This is a genomic window from Neobacillus rhizophilus, assembly GCF_018343535.1.
Taxonomy (GTDB): domain Bacteria; phylum Bacillota; class Bacilli; order Bacillales; family Cytobacillaceae; genus Neobacillus; species Neobacillus rhizophilus.
This window is the reverse complement of the sequence record NZ_JAGYPF010000001.1, coordinates 1,557,331-1,576,354: the sequence shown is the minus strand read 5'-3', so window position 1 is coordinate 1,576,354 and position 19,024 is coordinate 1,557,331. Positions and strand designations below refer to the sequence as shown.

Here is a 19,024-nt window from a genome sequence, read left to right as displayed (position 1 = left end):
CGTTAGTTGTATGGGGAAAGTATTAATGAAGGGAAATGAAGTGATTGCAGAGTCGGCAGTCCATGCTGGCTGCAAATATTTTTTTGGTTACCCGATTACGCCGCAAAGTGAGCTGGTTGCCTACATGGCAAGACGGCTGCCGGAAGTGGGCGGATTGTTTTTGCAGGCAGAAAGTGAAGTCGCCGCCATTAATATGGTGTACGGTGCCGCTTCGGCTGGTGTCCGAGTGATGACTTCCTCGTCAAGCCCAGGCTTTAGCTTGAAGCAAGAAGGGATTTCTTATTTAGCAGGAGCACAGCTGCCGGCCGTGATTGTCAATATTGCCAGAGGCGGCCCCGGGCTCGGCAATATCCAGCCCGCCCAATCGGATTATTTTCAGGTAACGAAAGGGGGCGGGCACGGTGATTATCATACTCCCGTTTTGGCTCCAGCCAGTCTGCAGGAAATTGTAGACTTGACCAAGGATGCATTTGATATTGCCGACCGTTACCGAACACCGGTTATTTTGCTGGGGGACGGAATGCTTGGGCAAATGATGGAACCGGTGGAATTCACGGAGGGTACAGAAATTCGTAAATTTGCAAAGCCGTGGGCGACAACCGGAACCCTTGGTGACGGCCCTCCTAGGACGATCACATCGCTTGAACTTGATGCTGAAAGTTTGGAAAAACGAAACTGGGATTTGCAGCAAAAGTTTGCTGTCATGAAGGCAAATGAGATCCGCTATGAAACTTACCTGACGGAAGATGCGGATTATATTATGGTGGCTTTTGGGACGGTAGCACGGATTACCATGAATGCTGTTAATAAGGCAAGGGAGGCAGGCGTCAAGGTTGGATTGATCAGGCCGATTTCATTATGGCCATTCCCAGAGAAGCCGTTTCTTGAAACGCGTGACCGGGTAAAAGGCTATATTTCAGTAGAAATGAGCGCCGGACAAATGGTCGAGGATGTCAGGCTGGTTGTTGAGGGACATGCTCAGGTTGACTTCTTCGGACGAACAGGCGGCATAGTGCCAACGCAAGATGAAATTTTTGAAAAAATCATGATGGCTGCCGGGGGGGTTACGGTATGACAATGAAGATAGTCTTTCAAAAAACGAGCGGACTAACTGACAAGCCCACGCATTACTGTCCCGGCTGTACCCATGGCGTCATTCACCGCTTGGTGGCCGAGGTTTTGGAGGAAATGGGTGTTTTGGAAGATACGGTTGGCGTGGCTTCAGTCGGCTGTTCGGTTTTATCGTATGAATATTTTAATTGTGATATGACACAGGCCGCCCATGGCCGCGCCCCTGCTGTTGCGACCGGAGTGAAGCGGGTTTTGCCGGATCGGATGGTGTTTACCTATCAAGGTGACGGCGACCTTGCTTCAATTGGTATAAGCGAGGTCATCCACGCCGCTGCTCGTGGTGAGAATATTACCGTGATTTTTGTAAATAACGCCATTTACGGGATGACAGGCGGACAAATGGCGCCAACAAGTTTGATTGGGCAAAAGACAGCGACCACCCCTTATGGCCGGGATGTCTCGGTCCATGGTTCACCGATCAAGGTTTGTGAAATGATTTCTGTGCTGGATGGCGCCGCTTATATTGAGCGGGTATCGACGCATGATGTTCCCCATATACAGAAAGCCAAGAAGGCCATTCGCCGGGCCTTTGAAACACAAAAAAGAGGCGGTGGATTTTCAATGGTTGAGATTTTATCGACATGCCCGACCAACTGGGGACTGGACCCGGCGGAGTCACTTGAATGGGTAAGGGACAATATGGTGCCAGTTTACCCTTTGGGGGTTTATAAAAATAAAGCGACTGGGAACCTGTAGAAGGGATTAGAGGGGGTGGGCGGAATTATGCTTGAGGAAATGATTATTGCCGGCTTTGGTGGCCAGGGAGTGATGTCGATGGGACAGCTGATTGCCTATGCCGGTATGCTTGAAGGGAAAGGTGTCTCCTGGCTTCCTTCATACGGCCCTGAACAGCGCGGCGGGACAGCGAACTGTGCGGTAGTGGTGAGTGATGAACCAGTCGGATCGCCGGTCGTAACACGGCCGTCAACGGCGATTATTTTAAATAACCCTTCCTTTGACAAGTTTGAACCTTGTGTTCGTCCGGGTGGGCTGCTCATCGTTAATTCGTCACTGGTGACAAAGACCTCGGGGCGGGAAGATATTGAAATGATTGAAATATCAGCAACCGACATGGCCAATGATCTTGGAAATTCGCGTGTGGCCAATATGATTTTATTGGGTGCGTTCCTGGAACAAACGAAGGTCGTCTCAGAGGGGGCTGTTATTGAATCGTTGAAGAAGGTTCTTGGTGAAGAGAAACAGCACTTGATTGAGGTCAATAAGTTGGCATTGAAAAAGGGAGCGGCTTTTGTTGGGGGAAGAATGGTTGTTTGATGTTTGATGGTGGAGGGCCAGCCGAGGGTTCGGCTGGCTTTTCTCGTACCTCTCATTAATAATATAATCTTCGAGGAAGAGACGCTATATTGCTCAAGGACCAAAAAATGGCCGGTGGGAAAAAATAAGGCAGCTTTATAGCCCGTGGACCAACAAAAATATGGGCGGTGGTAAAAATAAGGCAGCTATATTGCCCGTGGACCAACAAAAATATGGACGGCGGTAAAAATAGGGCGGCTATATTGCCCAAGAGCACCAGAAAAATAAGCTAACGGTAAAAATAAGGCAGCTATATTGCCCGTGGACCAACAAAAATATGGCCGGTGGTAAAAATAAGGCAGCTATATTGCCCGTGGACCAACAAAAATATGGACGGCGGTAAAAATAAGGCAGCTATATTGCCCGTGGACCAACAAAAATATGGTCGACGGTAAAAATAAGGCAGCTATATTGCCCGTGGACCAACAAAAATATGGTCGGTGGTAAAAATAAGGCAGCTATATTGCCCGTGGACCAACAAAAATATGGTCGGCGGTAAAAATAAGGCAGCTATATTGCCCGTGGACCAACAAAAATATGGCCGGTGGTAAAAATAAGGCAGCTATATTGCCCGTGGACCAACAAAAATATGGTCGGCAGTAAAAATAAGGCAGCTTTATAGCCCGTGGACCAACAAAAATATGGGCGGTGGTAAAAATAAGGCAGCTATATTGCCCGTGGACCAACAAAAATATGGTCGGCGGTAAAAATAAGGCAGCTATATTGCCCAGGAGCACCAGAAAAATAAGCTAGCGGTAAAAATAGAGCGGCTATATTGCCCAGGAGCACCAGAAAAATAAGCTAACGGTAAAAATAAGGCGGCTATATTGCCCGTGGACCAACAAAAATATGGTCAGCGGTAAAAATAAGGTAGCTATATTGCCCAGGAATACCAGAAAAATAAGCTAACGGTAAAAATAAGACAGCTATATTGCCCAGGAGCACCAAAAAAACAAGTTAGCGGTAAAAATAGGGGCTTTTTCCCCTTTTTATTCAAAATAACGCCCTAATGTATTCCCTTTAGCTATATAATTTTGTAGTAAAATTCTTCTAATTGTCTTTTTTGATACCATTTCATTACACCACTCAAAAACCAAATTGGTAGTAATCTTAATTCCCGGAAACAGCATTACCAACTCCCGTACACACCGCAAAACCGCAGAATCAACGTACTCCTCATGCCCGCATAATCCGCACAGAATTGTATTCCCCTTTAAAGATGTTGAAAGTGTATGGCAGGAAGAAGAAAGGATCCCTTTTTGCAAGTGAGTATATTCATATAAAGGAAATTCAGCAAAGGGAAATTCTTCTTGATCAAGCGAAATGAGCAGCTCTGCCAGTTTCTCATGACCCTCATTCAGTATCGAATATGGTTTATCCAATTTCTTCATAAATTTCTTGATTTGTGTCGGGAAAATAACATGGTCATTTTGAGGCGCTTGGTATAAAGTAAACTCGGGGTTTATGTGGACTAGGTAAGATTCAACATGATATTTGTATCCATAGTTTTGAAGCAATTGCCTAAATAGATTTTCACATCGCTCCAACTGATTAATAGGGTTTCTTATCTCTCGATTGCCTTTCTTTAAATGCCCGTCAGCATCGTAATAAAAATCCCCTTCAAAATTTTTCACATCAATCAGATAAATTTCTCTTTGATACATAATTACTGTATCAATTTGAAAATAAGATTTGTTGAGCTTGAGCTGCAAATCGTTAATAACTAGACACTGACACTGAAGCTTTTCAGTCAACTTGTCAAACTCCAATTCACCGGCAAAACCCTTTTCCGCATTCAGATAATTCCATTTGTCATCATCTGACAACAGCATGCGGGCATTCAATGACCTCATTTTCCTTAATTCCTTTCTTAATGTGCGCGGTTTCTTAAGCATAGTCCACCATCCTTTATTAAAATCTCAGATTTATTTTACTAAAAAAATAACTTTCACAACCGCACGAACTATGAAATATTTGTTAACATTTTCCTGCAAACTAGATATTTTTTGAAAAAATAGTGACATATTAAAAAAAGTGACCCAACTCACTTAACTGAAAATGATTATCATTTATAATGAAAACATAAAGGAGGCATAAACAATGGAAAAGAATTCAGTTAAAGCCTATATGGAATACAGTGAAGAGAAATTCACGAAAAGGATTATTTACAAGAAGGGTGAAACGACAGCATTTGTTTTAAACTTTCTGCCAAATCAAACCCTCCCAACTCATAAACACCCAGGAACAGAGGTTTATCTGTATGTTCTAACCGGCAGCGGCACAATAATCATAGATGGAACAGAGACAACGGTAACTGAGGCAGACCTCATCCATGTTCAAAGCGAAGAGGAAATGTCCTTCAAAAATACGGGCAGTGAACCTGTAAGTTTATATGTAGTATTAAGTAAAATTCCAAGCGAGCTATATGCTAAAAATATTTAACAGCAAAAGCCAGCCCAATCAGGCTGGCTTTTTACGATGCGAAATATCACGTTTATTCTTGAATCCAAAAAACCACCAATTCCAATCACCCAACAGCTTCATTAAAGAAGGAACAAGGACCATCCGGACAATGGTAGCGTCAATAAAGATGGCGACCGCAATGCCGACTCCCAATTGCTTGATGGGCATGACGCCAGTAAAAGCAAAAGCACCTGTTACGACAATCATAATCGCTGCCGCGGAGGTAATGATTTTACTCGTATACGTTAAACCGGAAATGGTCGCTTCGGTATTATCGCCAGTCCTCAAATAAAATTCTTGTATCCTGGAAATGAGGAACACCTCGTAATCCATTGACAGTCCAAATACAAGCGTAAACACAAAAACGGGCAGAATCAATCCGATGTTAACGGGAGAAACCCCGAGATGTCCCTCCTGGAAAACCCATACAACAATCCCAAATGTGCAGCCAAGGCTCAAGGCGTTCATCAAGATGGCTTTAAACGGAATGAGAATCGACCGAAAAGCAGCCATTAAAATTACCAAAGTTGAAATCATAATCAACAGCAAACCATACGGAGCCTTCTCGATAATCTCATCAAAGATTTCCTGCTCGAACTTAATGGGACCTCCAACCGAAGCCTTCACACCTAAATCTTTGTCCGACCAATCCTTAACCAATTGCCGGGCTTTAGCTGAATGCTCACCGGTCTTTAAGTAGACCTCAACAAGCATTTTATTTTCACGGATGAAGTGATCGAAAACAGGGGTAAGCTTGCTCATTTCGCCATAAAGCAGCAGCTGTTGGAATTGCGCAGCATTCTTAATGCCAAAGGCAGAAAAGGGCGAATCGACCGTATAAACTAGTGGGTCCTTCTCCAATTTATTGATCACTAGGCTTACCTTTTCGAGATTATCCCTCGTCAGCACACCGCCGCTGGTCTCCAGAATAATCGATACCTTTTTTTCATCGCGTTTTTCTTTTTCGAAAAAATGATCCTTAAATTTTTCTAAAGCGACACGTGATGGATAATTAGGCGGCAGGGAATCGGTGCCCGGAATCGTAAGAACCATTTGCTTAACAGGAATAAGTCCAACCAGCAAAATGGCTAGAGCGCAGACTGCCATCAGAACGGGCCGGCGCATGACAAACTTGGCAAATAAGTACCAGCCGCTTAGCCGATTGTCTGAAATCCGCAACAAGCTAAATTTATTGATTCTGTGTCCTAATAGTGCCAAGAACGCCGGCAGAAACGTTAAAGAGCAGAGTGCGGAAACAAGGACGACAGTCATTCCGCCAAGGGCGACATTTTGAAAAATATCAATTTGGATAAACCAAAGCCCTGATAATCCGATAAATACGCATAGGCCGGAAAAGATAATGGACCTGCCGGCCGTGGCAACGGTGATCGCGATGGCTTCGCCCACTGATTTCCTTGTTAATTCTTCCTTATAGCGGTTAATAAATAACAGCGCAAAGTCGATACTTAAGGCAAGACCGATCATCGGCACTATATTTAAAATAAAAATAGTTAGGTCGATGCCGTAACTGAAAAAATAAACTGTCCCCATGGTGGTTAAAATGGATACCACACCAATAATCAGCGGAAGGGCTGAAGCGACAAGACTGCCGAAAGCGAGGATGAGAACGAGCAGGGCAATTGGCAGGCCAATCATCTCCGCTTTAGCCAAATCCTCTTGGCTGGCTGTATTTAAATCTTTAACGATGATTGGTTCCCCCGTCATCGTTACCTTTAACCCCTTTTTATTTTTAAGCAGCTTTTTTAAATCGCTTATTTCTGCCCCAAGGCTTTCCGCTTTTTTATTAAAAGTAAGCATGCCATAAGCGTAATTCCCTTTTATCATACCGTCCTGGGCAAATGGGGGAATAATGTCCTCTGCATGGTCAAAGTCCTTAAGTCTTACAAAGGTATCCTGCATAAAATCCTGAAACTTTTCATCGCTGACGCCCTTTTCTTTTTGAAAAACAAGGATGATAGAGGATTTGGCCTGTCCAAAGTCTTTTTCCAAAATCCGCCTCGTTTCGTTATATTCTCCCTTATATTCAAAACCGTTTCCGCTTAACACCGCAGGCAGTTTCAAAGCGAAAAAGCCAAACAGGATAATAGCTAAAATCCAAACCAGTATCACCCATTTTCGATTCCGATAAATAAATCCACCGAGCTTTTCCAACCCATCACCCCAATAAAAAATAACAACCAAATTAAGTATACAAATATTACAGCGATAAACGTTTGACTATTTCATGACTTTTTAAAAAGAAAACCTTCTATAAATATTTCCCTTCTTATCCAGTGAAAATGTACATATTTACAAATGTTCAACCGCTTTGTTATAGTTATTTCTGGGCAAGCTAAGATACATAATGATATAAAAATAGGGGGAATCAGCAATGAGCCAAAACATAGCAAGAATGATTGACCATACATTATTAAAACCAGAAGCAACAAAAGAGCAAATCGTTAAATTAGCGGAAGAGGCAAAAGAATATTCATTTGCTTCCGTTTGTGTAAATCCTACCTGGGTAAAAACAGCTGCTGAAATACTTAAAGATACACCAGATGTTAAAGTTTGTACTGTCATCGGCTTTCCGCTTGGGGCAACGACCTCAGAGACGAAAGCATTTGAAACAAAAAATGCGATTGACAATGGTGCGGATGAAGTGGATATGGTCATCAACATTGGTGCACTTAAAGATCAGCAGGATGATTTAGTTGAATCGGACATTCGCAGTGTTGTGGAGGCAGCGAAGGGGCAAGCATTAGTAAAGGTCATTATCGAGACTTCACTGTTGACTGATGAAGAAAAGAAACGGGCATGTGAGCTTTCAGTCAAGGCTGGTGCTGATTTTGTTAAAACTTCGACAGGATTCTCTACCGGTGGGGCTACGGTAGAAGATATCCGCTTAATGCGCGAAACAGTTGGCCCGGATATCGGTGTTAAAGCATCCGGTGGCGTAAGAAGCAGGGAAGATGCCCTTGCAATGGTTGAAGCCGGTGCAACACGGATTGGCGCAAGTTCAGGTGTGGCCATCTGTAAAGGAGAAGTTTCCTCAAGCAACTACTAATACTTATATGACAAAAAGAGGCTGCCCTTAAAGGACAGCCTCTTTCGTGACTAAAAGAAAAGATGTAGAACGTAATATAAAATACCAGCTAATAGTGCGGTTATTGGCAAAGTAATTACCCAAGTAATCAGCATCCGTTGGGCTGTATCCCATTTGACTCCTTTAAGTCTGTGAGAAGCACCCACACCTAAAATTCCGGAAGATATGACATGTGTTGTACTGACAGGCAAATGGATATAAGTGGCGCCAAAAATTATTGCTGCACCAGTTAAATCAGCGGCAACACCATTAATTGGACGGATTTTCATGATTTTGCCGCCAACGGTTTTTATAATTTTCCATCCACCGATAGAAGTACCAAGTCCCATCGCTATCGCACAGGATAATTGGACCCAAAAAGGTACCTCGGCATTATGTGGAAGATACTGATTCGCAATCAGTGCCATTGTGATAATCCCCATCGATTTTTGGGCATCGTTTGTTCCATGTGAATAAGATTGCAATGCCGCAGTTGCGATTTGGATAAAACGGAAATTTCGATTTGTTTTTGTTAAATTGAAATTTTTAAAAACAACTTTAAAAATACTATAAATAATGAAACCAACAACGAAAGCTAAAATCGGTGAAAGGATTAAAGCTTCCAGAATTTTTATAAATCCTGTGTAATTTAATACTTTTAGTCCTTCCGCTGCAACAGCGGCACCGGCAATGGAACCAATTAGTGCATGGGAAGAACTGCTCGGGATTCCGTAATACCAAGTGATTAAATTCCAGGCTATTGCCGCAAGCAGTGCAGCTAAGATAACAATTGATCCGTGCGCTAAATTAAATGGGTCAACGATATCCTTTGAAATTGTTTTAGCAACGCCTGTGAACGTAAGGGCCCCGACGAAATTCATGACAGCGGCAAGCAAGATTGCCTGTCGTGGTTTCAATGCTTTTGTCGAAACCGAGGTAGCAATTGCATTTGCCGTATCATGGAAACCATTAATAAAGTCAAATGCAAGAGCCCCGATGACGATTAATATTGTAAGTATTAAGACAGCACTCATATTAAGACTCCTTATGCATTTTTCATGATAATGGTTTCAAGAATATTGGCAACTGTCTGGCAGCTGTCGGCAACGTCCTCAAGGTTCTCATAAATTTCTTTATATTGGATGATACGGATTGGATCCTTTTCTACATTAAACAGATTTTTAATGGATTGTCGTAAAATATTATCGCACTTGGATTCGAAATCCTTAATTTTTATAGCATGTTCTCTTATTTGCGGAAGCTTTTTATTAGATAGAAGCTCCACGGCTTTATCAATTTCAATAACACTGCCTCGAATGGCGTCCACAAACTGAAGCATGAAATCATCTGCCTGAGTGATGGAGTACATTTCAAATAATGCGGAAGTTGCTTCAAGACCGTCTAATACATCGTCCATTACCATTGCAAGGTGAAGGATGTCTTCCCGTTCGATTGGTGTGATAAAAGCATCATTTAATTCTTTAATGACTTCATGAACAAAGGAATCTCCCTTCGTTTCAATTTCCTTCATTTTTTCAGAGAAAATTTTTAAATCACTGACGTTTTTCAGCTTATATTCTGTAAAAAAATTTGCCCCTTCTTTAAGGTTGGAAGAAATATTGCTTAGCAAAACTGAGAATTTGTCATTTTTCTTAAATGCCATTAGAGATACCCTCCATATTTGTACGTGTTGTTCATCAACGGAATAATTTTAATGAAGATAGTGTAAAAAATAAATAATTTAAAAATAAATTTACAAAAACTTAACAAAAGAATTTTCAGACAATTATTTTGCAGATGTACTATTTTACTTTTGCCAAGATGCCAAAATTTATGTATGAATTTTGGCATAGCCATGAGTAAAAAAAAGAAAACAGGGTAATTTATAAGGTAACAGGCAGACATCCTCAGATGCTCTGCTTGGCAGGCTCAAGAAAAAATCGAATGAATACTAAAAAAGGAGTGTTCTATGTGAGCTTTATTTGGGCATTAATTGTTGGCGGTATAATCGGTTGGTTAGCCGGCCTTATTGTAGGAAGAGACGTACCTGGGGGAATTATTGGTAATATCATTGCTGGTTTTGTTGGTGCATGGTTGGGGACTCTGGTATTGGGAAACTGGGGCCCGCATGTGGCTGATTTCGCCATCATACCGGCGATCATTGGTGCAGCAGTCCTAGTGCTTTTATTAAGCTTTATCATGAGGGCCTTCAGGAAAGCAGACTAATCATCATGAAGAAAGCCTCCCGAATTTTTGGGAGGCTTTTTATAGTGAGTAAATATCAAATTCTTTAAAAATAACCGGGTCATCCGTAAATGGTCCATATACAACGATTTTTTCCTCTGTTAAGGGGTGGGTTAACTCCAGTTTTCCGGCATGGAGGGCCTGTCTGTTCACGAGCGGTTTCCCCCCATAAACAACATCCCCAACTATAGGGTGGCCTAGATGGCTTAAATGCACACGAATTTGGTGCGTCCGCCCCGTATCAAGCCAGCATTTTACGTAGGATAAATTACCCTTTCTGTCTTCCTTCACCACTTGATAATGCGTAATCGCGGCTTGCCCAGAGGGGGATACCCTTCTTTTGGTGGGGTGATGCCGATCGCGGCCAATCGGGGCATTAATCGTCCCTTTTTTTTGCTTCAACAATCCATGGACCAAGGCAAGGTATGTTCTTTTGATTTCCCTTTTTGCAAGCTTTCCGTCCAAAAGTGCTCCTGCCAGTGCATGTTTAGCTAGCAGGATGGCACCGGAAGTATCACGGTCTAACCGATGAATCTGGCGGACATCCCTGATTTCCCCTTTTGCTTGCAAATAAAAGGCCGCTGCATTGATTAAAGTATCGGTATCATTTTCAGAGTCATTTGGATGTGTGTTCATGAATGGCGGTTTATTAATAATCAATAAATGGTCATCCTCAAAGAGGACATCGATATCCAGATAGTTAGGGATCACATGCGGTTCCTCTTCGGTAAATAATTGAATTTGCAGTTTCGTGCCCTCTGAGAGCGGAGTCGTCCAGGAACATTCAGTGCCATCAACCTGAACCTTTTTTTCCATTCGAAACGCATGTGTTAACTTTTTAGGGGCTTCCCATTCATGACGGAAGATTTCTTCGATTGTCGTTCCTGCCCATTTTTTAGGAACGATAATCTGAAACCATTCCCCGAGCCGTATTGTTTTCAGCATAATATCTCCTTCTTATTCCAGCAGGGCAGCTAACAGTAATTACCACCCTAAATACAAACTAAGATATGTTATTCTTATCATATATAATACGACAGAAATAAGCGCGTGAGCAAAGGTGGGTTATGGAGTGAAGATCGTTTTTGCCTCGACTCCAAGTCAGGAAGAAAAAATTTGTGAGCTCGTGGGATATATTTATTCCAATATATTTCCGCTATATTTTACGGACGAAGAAATTAACCGCTTTGAAAAATTAAAAATATTGCATACCTCTAAACAACATTTTGAAGAATTCAGCACGTTAAAGGATGCGTTTCAAGTGATGGCCAGTATTCAAACCTTAATATCGATACTGGAGTCACATCAGCTAGACGACCAATACGAAGCTATTTTTAATAAAAATGTGGCAAACCTTCATGATTTCGGCTTGTTTTTTCCGTTTGAGTTTGAACAGTTTGCTGAAGCAAAAAGCATGAAAAATACTGTTCTCAGCATTTACACGAAGGCAGATAACCAACTGCTTATTTAATAGAAGAAAAAGCCGTTATGCTGGCTTTTTCTTTTTTTTATAAAAAAACGGCTCATTTTAATGTAATATAAGTATTGGATTGCCGAAAATATTGGGCCTGCGAAAATTGTCGGGATTTTGACGCTAGGTTTTAAAGGAGTATCAACCACCTGCTTAGAACCAATATTAGGTATAGATAACATACTGGAGGGAACCTAAAATGAATTGGAGAAATGCAGCAAAGAGCTGGATCGAATTTAATGAATTGGACTCCGAATTAAAGAGCCAATTAAAAACGCTTGAGAGAGACGAAAAACTGCTTGAAGAAGCTTTTTATAAAAATTTAGAGTTTGGAACAGGCGGAATGCGCGGAGAACTTGGTGTCGGGACAAATAGAATGAATATATATACTGTCCGCAAAGCATCAGCTGGTCTGGCTGCATACATAGAAGAGCAGGGGGAAGAAGCAAAACAACGCGGCGTTGTCATTGCGTTTGACTCTCGCCATAAATCACCGGAATTCGCGCTGGAGGCTGCTAAAACCCTTGCAACGCGAGGAATTCAAACCTATGTGTTTGATGAGCTTCGCCCTACTCCGGAGCTTTCATTTGCCTTACGGTATTTAAACGCATTTTCGGGGATTGTCATTACCGCCAGCCATAATCCACCGGAATATAATGGCTATAAAGTATACGGATCAGATGGCGGTCAGCTGCCTCCGGAGGCTGCCGATCAGGTTATTGCGAAAGTAAATGAAATTGACAATGAATTGGTTATCAAGGTCGATAAGGAAGAAACTTTAAGGGCTTCCGGTTTAATCAAAACCATTGGTGAAGAAGTCGACCAAGCCTATATTTATAAGCTAAAGACGATTTCCGAAAATCCGCAGCTTGCCGAAGAAACGAATATTCAAATTGTCTTTACACCATTGCATGGGACGGCGAATAAACCTGTCCGGGCTGCGCTTCGGGCATTAGGCTATAAAAATGTAACGGTGGTAAAGGAGCAGGAACTGCCTGATCCCGAGTTTTCAACCGTGAAAAGCCCTAACCCAGAAGAACATGCCGCTTTTGAGTTAGCCATTCGTGATGGCAAAGCTGTGGGGGCCGACCTGTTAATTGCAACAGACCCAGATGCTGACCGCCTGGGAATAGCTGTTCAAAATCCAGAGGGTGAGTATGTAGTATTAACCGGTAACCAAACCGGAGCATTATTGCTTGATTACTTACTTTCTCAGAAACAGCAAAAAGGGACTTTGCCACAAAACGGTGTGGTGTTAAAAACAATTGTAACCTCTGAATTAGGACGCAAAATTGCATCAGCCTATGATTTAGAAACGGTCGATGTTTTAACTGGCTTCAAATTCATTGCCGAAAAAATCAAGCAATATGAAGAAACAGGTGAACATACCTATTTATTTGGCTATGAAGAATCTTACGGCTATTTAATCGGCGACTTTGCCCGTGATAAGGATGCCGTTCAAGCAGCCCTTTTGGCGACAGAGGTTTGCGCGTATTATAAGAAGCAGGGATTGAACTTATATGAAGGTATGATGCAGGTTTTTGAAAAATACGGCTATTACCAGGAAGGACTCCGCTCTTTAACATTAAAGGGAAAAGAAGGAGCAGAATTGATTCAGCGTATTTTGGCTTCCTTCCGCAGCGAACCGTTAACGGGGCTGGGTTCCTTAAAAACGTCTGTAACAGAAGACTATTTAACAGGTATTAGGACGATTGATAACCGAGAAGAGAAAATTGACCTTCCAAAATCAAACGTGTTGAAGTATATTTTTGAGGATGGATCATGGGTTTGCTTACGCCCATCGGGGACTGAGCCAAAGGTTAAATTTTACTTTGGTGTTAACAGCGGGACACTTGCGGAAAGCAAAAGCAAATTGCAAACCATTGAAAAGGACTTCATGGATTTGGTTGATCAAAAGGTTAAGCAAATTCAAAACGTATAGTATTATTTATGAAAACACGACATCCAAAAGGTTTTGGATGCCGTGTTTTTTTGGTGGAATTCATAGGTTTGGTTTGGAAAAAGGTTCTTTAATAAAATCAGTATCCACTTGATGTTTCAGGAAAGACTATACATCGGTATCTCATTTGGCGATTGTTCAAATGTTTCGTTGGCATGGTCGATGTAGCGAAGCAGGCTGTATAGTTTGGTCTCGATAACGGAATAGTCGCGTTCAAAATTGTAGGCGTGCAGGAAATGTTCAATCTTCTTAGATAAGAACTGGTCTGTGGTTCTCACCATTAATATCAATAAATTATCCCATTCAGACCGGTGTGTATAAAACAGCGCCCGGTCATAATCCAATTTATTCATTTAATTTTCTCTCCTCCTTACTAGGAGTTGAGATTATTTTATGAAGTTTTGCGCTGAACTTTCACGCAAAAATTTGGACACCTTGTCCTCACAACGTTTTCAACATTTACCTGTATATTTTGTAATTGTTATTATCTTGTTTCATCAATCCTTCTCTTTCTTCATACATTGTGGTAAGAGGAAAAGGGGGAATGGCTGATGAATGAGGGAGATAAGAAGGCACTCGAATATGCGATCGATGAAATAACGGAAATCGCCAAAGGTTTTGGCTTAGAATTTTATCCGATGCGTTATGAAATTTGCCCTGCCGAAATCATTTATACATTTGGAGCTTATGGGATGCCAACCCGATTTTCACACTGGAGCTTCGGGAAGCAATTTCACAAAATGAAGATTCATTATGATTTAGGTCTAAGTAAGATTTATGAACTCGTCATTAATTCTGACCCATGTTACGCATTTTTGCTGGATTCCAATACGTTAATCCAAAATAAACTGATTGTTGCCCACGTTTTGGCCCATTGTGATTTCTTTAAAAACAATGTCCGGTTCCAAAATACAAAACGGGATATGGTTGAAAGCATGGCAGCTACGGCGGAAAGAATTCATCAGTACGAAATTCAATATGGAAAAAAAGAAGTGGAAAGCTTTCTTGATGCAATATTGTCTATTGATGAGCATATCGACCCTTCCTTGATGCGTCCAAAATTGGCATGGTCCTTGGAGGACGATGAGGACGAGGAAGAACACCGGGCAGTTTCACCGTATGATGATCTTTGGGGTTTGGACAAAAAAGACGAAAAGGATTCAAAGCCGCCACGTCGAAAAAAATTTCCGCCAAGACCAGAGAAAGATATATTACTCTTCATTGAAACATATAGCCGCGAGCTGGAGGATTGGCAGCGTGATATTCTTACGATGATGCGGGAAGAAATGCTGTATTTCTGGCCGCAGTTAGAAACAAAAATCATGAACGAAGGCTGGGCCTCTTTCTGGCATCAAAGGATATTAAGGGAAATGAATCTGACCAGCGGAGAATCCATTGAGTTTGCCAAATTAAATGCTGGGGTCGTTCAGCCGTCAAAAACGGGAATTAACCCTTATTATCTTGGCTTGAAAATTTTCGAAGACATCGAGGATAGATATAATAATCCGTCTGAGGAAATGAAAAGACGAGGTGTTGAGCCGAATTCAGGACGTGAGAAAATCTTTGAAGTCAGGGAAATTGAATCGGATATTTCCTTCCTTAGGAATTATTTAACCAAGGATTTAGTCTTTAGGGAAGATATGTATCTTTTCCAAAGGCAAGGCCGCGATTATAAGATTGTTGATAAAGAATGGGAACATGTCCGCGATCAATTGGTGAATATGCGGGTAAATGGTGGATTCCCGTATATCACGGTGAATGATGGCGACTATATGAAAAATGGCGAGCTATATTTGAAGCATTGGTTTGAGGGTGTAGAGCTTGATGTCAAATATCTTGAGAAGGTTCTGCCATATGTACATCAGCTTTGGGGCAGGCCGGTCCATATGGAAACTACCATTGAAGACAGAGCCATGTTGTTTTCCTATGATGGTAAAGGAGTTCACCGCAAGTACTTATAAATATGCACTTAATGACAAACATGATATTATGTTAGAGGCTGAAAAAGTTCAGTCTCTTTTTTATTGTGTCATAAATGAAAATACATACCTTAATCCAAACTAATCTTAAGGGGGATTGAATGATGAAAGATACCAAATTGGATTCTAAAGTGCTTGATGTGCTTCAAGATAAAATTCAATTAATTAAAACAGAAAAAGGTGCCATCTATTTAGTTGGACCGATTCGCCTTCCGGTAAATTTATACGGTGAAACCGTTGTATTTCATTGGTATTGTTGGCTGAATTGCAATGAGGTAACCGAGGATTTTGAAAGGATTATTGATAAATTGTCTTCGGTTAATTTAGCCGAGCTTCAACAATCCAGTGTTCTTGTATATGGCGACTTCACATATGGTGAGGATGCAATTATGCGAATGCATTCGATTTGCCACACAGGCGATATTTTTGGCAGCAAAAGATGCGACTGCGGCTTTCAATTGAAACGGTCCATGAAAATGATTGTCGAACATGGGACAGGCGCCTTGTTTTATTTGGCCAATCATGAAGGGCGTGGAATTGGTTTATTTAGCAAGGCAATGGCGTATATCCTTCAAGAAAACAATTATGACACCGTCGAAGCGAATCATGCTCTTGGATTCGTGGATGATGCAAGAAATTATAGCGATGCCATTCGGGTTCTTAAAGCATTGCGCTCTAAACCGGTAACCTTGATTACAAATAATCCAAAAAAATTAGATGCATTGAAAAACGCTGGTCTACCTGTTTCCGGGAGGAAGCCGTTATGGGGAGATGTATCCGAGTATAACGAAAAATACCTGCAAACAAAGATTAACCGTTCAGGCCATTTAAAGGACGAAGGGACTTGTCCAAATGACTAATCACGAATTTTATATGGATTTAGCATTAAAAAATGCTGGGGCGATGAAGGGACAGACGGACCCCAATCCATTAGTGGGTGCGGTGATTGTTAATGATAACCGGGTGGTCGGAATCGGCGCCCACTTGAAGGCCGGTGAACCTCATGCCGAGATTCATGCCTTAAGGATGGCAGGTGAGAAAGCAAAAGGCGGAACCATTTATGTAACCCTTGAACCATGTTCCCACTACGGAAGGACAGGCCCTTGTGCTGTTGCTTTAGTGGAAGCAGGGATTAAAAAGGTAGTAATCGCAACCCTCGACCCGAACCCGGTGGTAGCGGGAAATGGCGTTAAAATTCTTAAAGATGCCGGAATTGAGGTCGTGGTCGGCGTTCGGGAAGCGGAATCCAACCGAATGAATGAGGTTTTTAATAAGTTTATCGTTCAAAAAACGCCATTTGTGACCATGAAGGCTGGATCCACCCTGGATGGAAAAATTGCCACCCATACCTCTGATAGCAAGTGGATTACCGCCGAGGAAGCAAGACTCGATGTCCACCAACTGCGAAACGAAAATATGGCCATTCTTGTGGGAATCAATACTGTCATAAAAGATAATCCGGAATTAACGGCACGCATTCCGAACGGACGAAACCCATTACGGGTTATTTTGGATTCTACCTTAAAAATTCCGCTGGATGCTAAGGTGGTTACGGACAAACTTGCTCCAACCTGGATCTTTACTAGTGAACAGTATGATACTGAAAAGCAAAACAGATTAGAGGACTTGGGAATCAAAGTTTTTCAAACAAATGGGTCAAACCGTGTATGTCCAGAACAGGTTGTACGTATTTTGGGTGAAAATCTCATTTCCTCCGTGTTTATTGAAGGGGGAGGGGCGGTTCATGCTTCTTTCCTTGAAAAAAAACTGATCGATAAAGTGGTATTGTATTTTGCCCCTAAACTAATTGGCGGTACTAATGCACCAACCTTCCTTGAAGGTACAGGTATAGAAAAAATGCGTGATGCAGTTGAATTAACAGACTGTTCCTTTACACCAATCGGAAAAGATTTTAAATTCATTGGTTATCCAAAATATAATTTTTAATAAAGATGACTGCCTTAAGAGTTCATTAGGGCAGTCTTTTTTTATCTATAAATCGTGTATATTTTGTGAAACCTCAAAAAAGAACGTTGACATTGAGAATCATTCTCTCTATAATCAAAAATGTGAATGATAATCATTATCAAATAAATGGTTTACATAAAAATTAATCGGGGGAGTTACAACATGTCACTAAAACTGAAACTTATTACATCACTTGCAGCATTATCACTTATTCTAGGTGCATGCGGAAAAGCAGAAGAGACAGAAAACAAGTCAAAGGTTGAAAATACAGAAAAGCCAGCCGAAAAGAAAGAAGCAGCAGAAAAAGAAGAAGCAAACTATGCAGATTCATATAAAGAGGCTATTGCTGAACTTGATAAAGCCAAAGAAGGCAAGGAAGTCGATTTTAATAAAGTAACAGAATTGTATAAAGCTAATTTACAAGAATTAGTTAAACAACGTGATGCGGAATTCCAAGATACTCTGGATGAAAAAATAACGACCGCATTAGCAGCAGGGAAAGACGGTTCCATGGATAAAGTAGTGGTAAGGCAAATTTTTGATAAATTAATGCAAAAGGTATTCTATACATCCATCAAGCATGATTTCACAGAGATGGTAGAATACTGGGGCAAAACAGAAGAAGTAAATAAAGAACTTGAGGAAGCAAAAGAATTTTATGCTATCATCAAATCGACTGTTGAAAAGCGTGATGCTGCCTATGGAACAAATATGGTAAGCGCCATTGAGGGCGGCTTTAGCGAAATTGATAATGGTATTAAAAACAATGACCAATTGGCAGTAAACTTAGGTAAGCAAGTAATCGATAAAACGTTAATGAAGACCTTCTATCTTGCAACCGGCGCGCTTCCTAACGGCTATGCAACAAAAGCAGCAGCTGAAGCACAGAAGGATGCTGCTCTTGCAAAGGTTGAACAGGCTGAAGGATGGGCTTTCTTCCAATCCATTTATACTTACTTAAATAAGCATGCTGCTGACGAAACTGCCTTTATTGAAAAGCAATTTAATCTTGAAACAGATGCCAAAACAATTGATCCAGCAGCTGTTAATAAAGCATTTGTTCGTGGCTTTGCGAAAATTGCCATTGATGAATACAAAGAAAGTAAAGAATCAATTGGTGAAGATAAAGGTGTCATTACTGGGTTGGAGGGAGCTTTATTTATCGATGTGATTGGTGAAGATATTAAAGCGCTTATTGGAGAAGCAGAATATAAATCCTTAACTGAGAAAGCGCAGCAATATGTTGAAACAGCAAAAGCGAAAGATAAGACTGCAGGCGTTGCACAGGTAGACCAACTTATTGCTTCTCTGAACACTATCGTAGAAAAGGCGAAATAATCTTCAGGAAAAACCTTGATGAAAGACGCAAGGTTTTTCCTTTTGTCTCCAGTTATGAGAAAATGGGAATA

General features: G+C 41.4%; 18 protein-coding genes. 12 read left to right on the top strand and 6 right to left on the bottom strand.

Annotated elements, in window-relative coordinates; all coding sequences use genetic code 11:
* The first annotated feature begins 10 nt into the window (after positions 1–10).
* Genes KHA99_RS07455 through KHA99_RS07445 form a run of 3 tightly spaced genes read left to right on the top strand, consistent with a single transcriptional unit; the run spans position 11 to position 2,406 of the window.
* A complete protein-coding gene (locus KHA99_RS07455) occupies positions 11–1,075 on the top strand; it encodes a 3-methyl-2-oxobutanoate dehydrogenase subunit VorB (RefSeq protein WP_213116757.1) in 1,065 nt (354 codons plus the stop codon).
* The gene (locus tag KHA99_RS07450; RefSeq protein WP_249366448.1) at positions 1,072–1,827 is read left to right on the top strand and encodes a thiamine pyrophosphate-dependent enzyme; all 756 of its coding nucleotides are present in this window, start codon (positions 1,072–1,074) and stop codon (positions 1,825–1,827) included. Before KHA99_RS07455 ends, KHA99_RS07450 begins: the two co-directional genes overlap by 4 nt.
* A gap of 27 nt (positions 1,828–1,854) precedes the next feature.
* A complete protein-coding gene (locus KHA99_RS07445) occupies positions 1,855–2,406 on the top strand; it encodes a 2-oxoacid:ferredoxin oxidoreductase subunit gamma family protein (RefSeq protein ID WP_213116756.1) in 552 nt (183 codons plus the stop codon).
* A gap of 1,028 nt (positions 2,407–3,434) precedes the next feature.
* On the opposite strand, the gene KHA99_RS07440 is transcribed toward KHA99_RS07445, so the two are convergent.
* Entirely contained in the window at positions 3,435–4,289 is an 855-nt protein-coding gene (locus KHA99_RS07440) for a nuclease-related domain-containing protein (RefSeq protein WP_372447576.1), read from the bottom strand.
* Positions 4,290–4,545: 256 nt separating this feature from the next.
* Between KHA99_RS07440 and KHA99_RS07435 the strand changes: the two genes are divergently transcribed.
* The gene (locus tag KHA99_RS07435; protein WP_213116754.1) at positions 4,546–4,887 is read left to right on the top strand and encodes a cupin domain-containing protein; all 342 of its coding nucleotides are present in this window, start codon (positions 4,546–4,548) and stop codon (positions 4,885–4,887) included.
* Between the two features lie 18 nt (positions 4,888–4,905).
* Here KHA99_RS07435 and KHA99_RS07430 read toward each other — a convergent pair whose 3' ends face one another.
* Positions 4,906–7,080: an MMPL family transporter gene (locus tag KHA99_RS07430; protein ID WP_213116753.1), complete on the bottom strand. Its 2,175-nt coding sequence runs from the start codon at positions 7,078–7,080 to the stop codon at positions 4,906–4,908.
* A 220-nt stretch (positions 7,081–7,300) separates the two neighbouring features.
* Here KHA99_RS07430 and deoC point away from each other — a divergent pair, with 220 nt between their 5' ends.
* Positions 7,301–7,975: a deoxyribose-phosphate aldolase gene (deoC, locus tag KHA99_RS07425; protein ID WP_213116752.1), complete on the top strand. Its 675-nt coding sequence runs from the start codon at positions 7,301–7,303 to the stop codon at positions 7,973–7,975.
* 50 nt (positions 7,976–8,025) lie between these two features.
* On the opposite strand, the gene KHA99_RS07420 is transcribed toward deoC, so the two are convergent.
* On the bottom strand, positions 8,026–9,027 hold the full coding sequence (locus KHA99_RS07420; RefSeq protein ID WP_213116751.1) for an inorganic phosphate transporter: 1,002 nt from the start codon (positions 9,025–9,027) through the stop codon (positions 8,026–8,028).
* An 11-nt stretch (positions 9,028–9,038) separates the two neighbouring features.
* Complete coding sequence (locus tag KHA99_RS07415) at positions 9,039–9,656, bottom strand: DUF47 domain-containing protein (RefSeq protein WP_213116750.1); 618 nt, start codon at positions 9,654–9,656, stop codon at positions 9,039–9,041.
* A gap of 308 nt (positions 9,657–9,964) precedes the next feature.
* Between KHA99_RS07415 and KHA99_RS07410 the strand changes: the two genes are divergently transcribed.
* Complete coding sequence (locus KHA99_RS07410) at positions 9,965–10,219, top strand: GlsB/YeaQ/YmgE family stress response membrane protein (RefSeq protein ID WP_213116749.1); 255 nt, start codon at positions 9,965–9,967, stop codon at positions 10,217–10,219.
* 39 nt (positions 10,220–10,258) lie between these two features.
* Here the strand turns inward: KHA99_RS07410 and KHA99_RS07405 are convergent, their stop codons facing one another.
* Positions 10,259–11,182, bottom strand: coding sequence for an RluA family pseudouridine synthase (locus KHA99_RS07405; protein ID WP_213116748.1), 924 nt, complete (start codon positions 11,180–11,182; stop codon positions 10,259–10,261).
* 127 nt (positions 11,183–11,309) lie between these two features.
* On the opposite strand from KHA99_RS07405, the gene KHA99_RS07400 reads away from it, so the two are divergent.
* Positions 11,310–11,708 (top strand): YhcU family protein, encoded by a 399-nt coding sequence (locus KHA99_RS07400; protein WP_213116747.1) that lies wholly within the window; start codon positions 11,310–11,312, stop codon positions 11,706–11,708.
* A gap of 199 nt (positions 11,709–11,907) precedes the next feature.
* Positions 11,908–13,650: a phospho-sugar mutase gene (locus KHA99_RS07395; protein ID WP_213116746.1), complete on the top strand. Its 1,743-nt coding sequence runs from the start codon at positions 11,908–11,910 to the stop codon at positions 13,648–13,650.
* A gap of 116 nt (positions 13,651–13,766) precedes the next feature.
* Here KHA99_RS07395 and KHA99_RS07390 read toward each other — a convergent pair whose 3' ends face one another.
* A complete protein-coding gene (locus KHA99_RS07390) occupies positions 13,767–14,021 on the bottom strand; it encodes a YhdB family protein (protein WP_213116745.1) in 255 nt (84 codons plus the stop codon).
* Between the two features lie 198 nt (positions 14,022–14,219).
* On the opposite strand from KHA99_RS07390, the gene KHA99_RS07385 reads away from it, so the two are divergent.
* The 4 genes from KHA99_RS07385 to KHA99_RS07370 all read left to right on the top strand — a co-directional run bounded on the left by KHA99_RS07385 (position 14,220) and on the right by KHA99_RS07370 (position 18,953).
* Positions 14,220–15,629, top strand: a complete 1,410-nt coding sequence (locus KHA99_RS07385) for a SpoVR family protein (RefSeq protein WP_213116744.1) — start codon at positions 14,220–14,222, stop codon at positions 15,627–15,629.
* Positions 15,630–15,751: 122 nt separating this feature from the next.
* Positions 15,752–16,507 carry a GTP cyclohydrolase II gene (locus tag KHA99_RS07380; RefSeq protein ID WP_213116743.1) on the top strand — a complete coding sequence of 252 codons (756 nt, stop codon included), beginning with the start codon at positions 15,752–15,754 and terminating at the stop codon, positions 16,505–16,507.
* The gene (gene ribD / locus KHA99_RS07375; protein WP_213116742.1) at positions 16,500–17,594 is read left to right on the top strand and encodes a bifunctional diaminohydroxyphosphoribosylaminopyrimidine deaminase/5-amino-6-(5-phosphoribosylamino)uracil reductase RibD; all 1,095 of its coding nucleotides are present in this window, start codon (positions 16,500–16,502) and stop codon (positions 17,592–17,594) included. Before KHA99_RS07380 ends, ribD begins: the two co-directional genes overlap by 8 nt.
* A 183-nt stretch (positions 17,595–17,777) precedes the next feature.
* Positions 17,778–18,953, top strand: coding sequence for a hypothetical protein (locus KHA99_RS07370; RefSeq protein WP_213116741.1), 1,176 nt, complete (start codon positions 17,778–17,780; stop codon positions 18,951–18,953).
* Positions 18,954–19,024 lie beyond the last annotated feature (71 nt).

Excerpts from the sequence above, each read along its gene's own strand:
- deoC (WP_213116752.1), top strand. The coding sequence starts at position 7,301 with ATGAGCCAAAACATAGCAAGAATGATTGACCATACATTATTAAAACCA.
- KHA99_RS07445 (WP_213116756.1), top strand. The coding sequence starts at position 1,855 with ATGCTTGAGGAAATGATTATTGCCGGCTTTGGTGGCCAGGGAGTGATG.
- KHA99_RS07435 (WP_213116754.1), top strand. The coding sequence starts at position 4,546 with ATGGAAAAGAATTCAGTTAAAGCCTATATGGAATACAGTGAAGAGAAA.
- KHA99_RS07370 (WP_213116741.1), top strand. The coding sequence starts at position 17,778 with ATGTCACTAAAACTGAAACTTATTACATCACTTGCAGCATTATCACTT.
- KHA99_RS07415 (WP_213116750.1), bottom strand. The coding sequence starts at position 9,656 with ATGGCATTTAAGAAAAATGACAAATTCTCAGTTTTGCTAAGCAATATT.
- KHA99_RS07380 (WP_213116743.1), top strand. The coding sequence starts at position 15,752 with ATGAAAGATACCAAATTGGATTCTAAAGTGCTTGATGTGCTTCAAGAT.
- KHA99_RS07455 (WP_213116757.1), top strand. The coding sequence starts at position 11 with ATGGGGAAAGTATTAATGAAGGGAAATGAAGTGATTGCAGAGTCGGCA.
- KHA99_RS07395 (WP_213116746.1), top strand. The coding sequence starts at position 11,908 with ATGAATTGGAGAAATGCAGCAAAGAGCTGGATCGAATTTAATGAATTG.
- KHA99_RS07450 (WP_249366448.1), top strand. The coding sequence starts at position 1,072 with ATGACAATGAAGATAGTCTTTCAAAAAACGAGCGGACTAACTGACAAG.
- ribD (WP_213116742.1), top strand. The coding sequence starts at position 16,500 with ATGACTAATCACGAATTTTATATGGATTTAGCATTAAAAAATGCTGGG.
- KHA99_RS07420 (WP_213116751.1), bottom strand. The coding sequence starts at position 9,027 with ATGAGTGCTGTCTTAATACTTACAATATTAATCGTCATCGGGGCTCTT.
- KHA99_RS07390 (WP_213116745.1), bottom strand. The coding sequence starts at position 14,021 with ATGAATAAATTGGATTATGACCGGGCGCTGTTTTATACACACCGGTCT.
- KHA99_RS07385 (WP_213116744.1), top strand. The coding sequence starts at position 14,220 with ATGAATGAGGGAGATAAGAAGGCACTCGAATATGCGATCGATGAAATA.
- KHA99_RS07405 (WP_213116748.1), bottom strand. The coding sequence starts at position 11,182 with ATGCTGAAAACAATACGGCTCGGGGAATGGTTTCAGATTATCGTTCCT.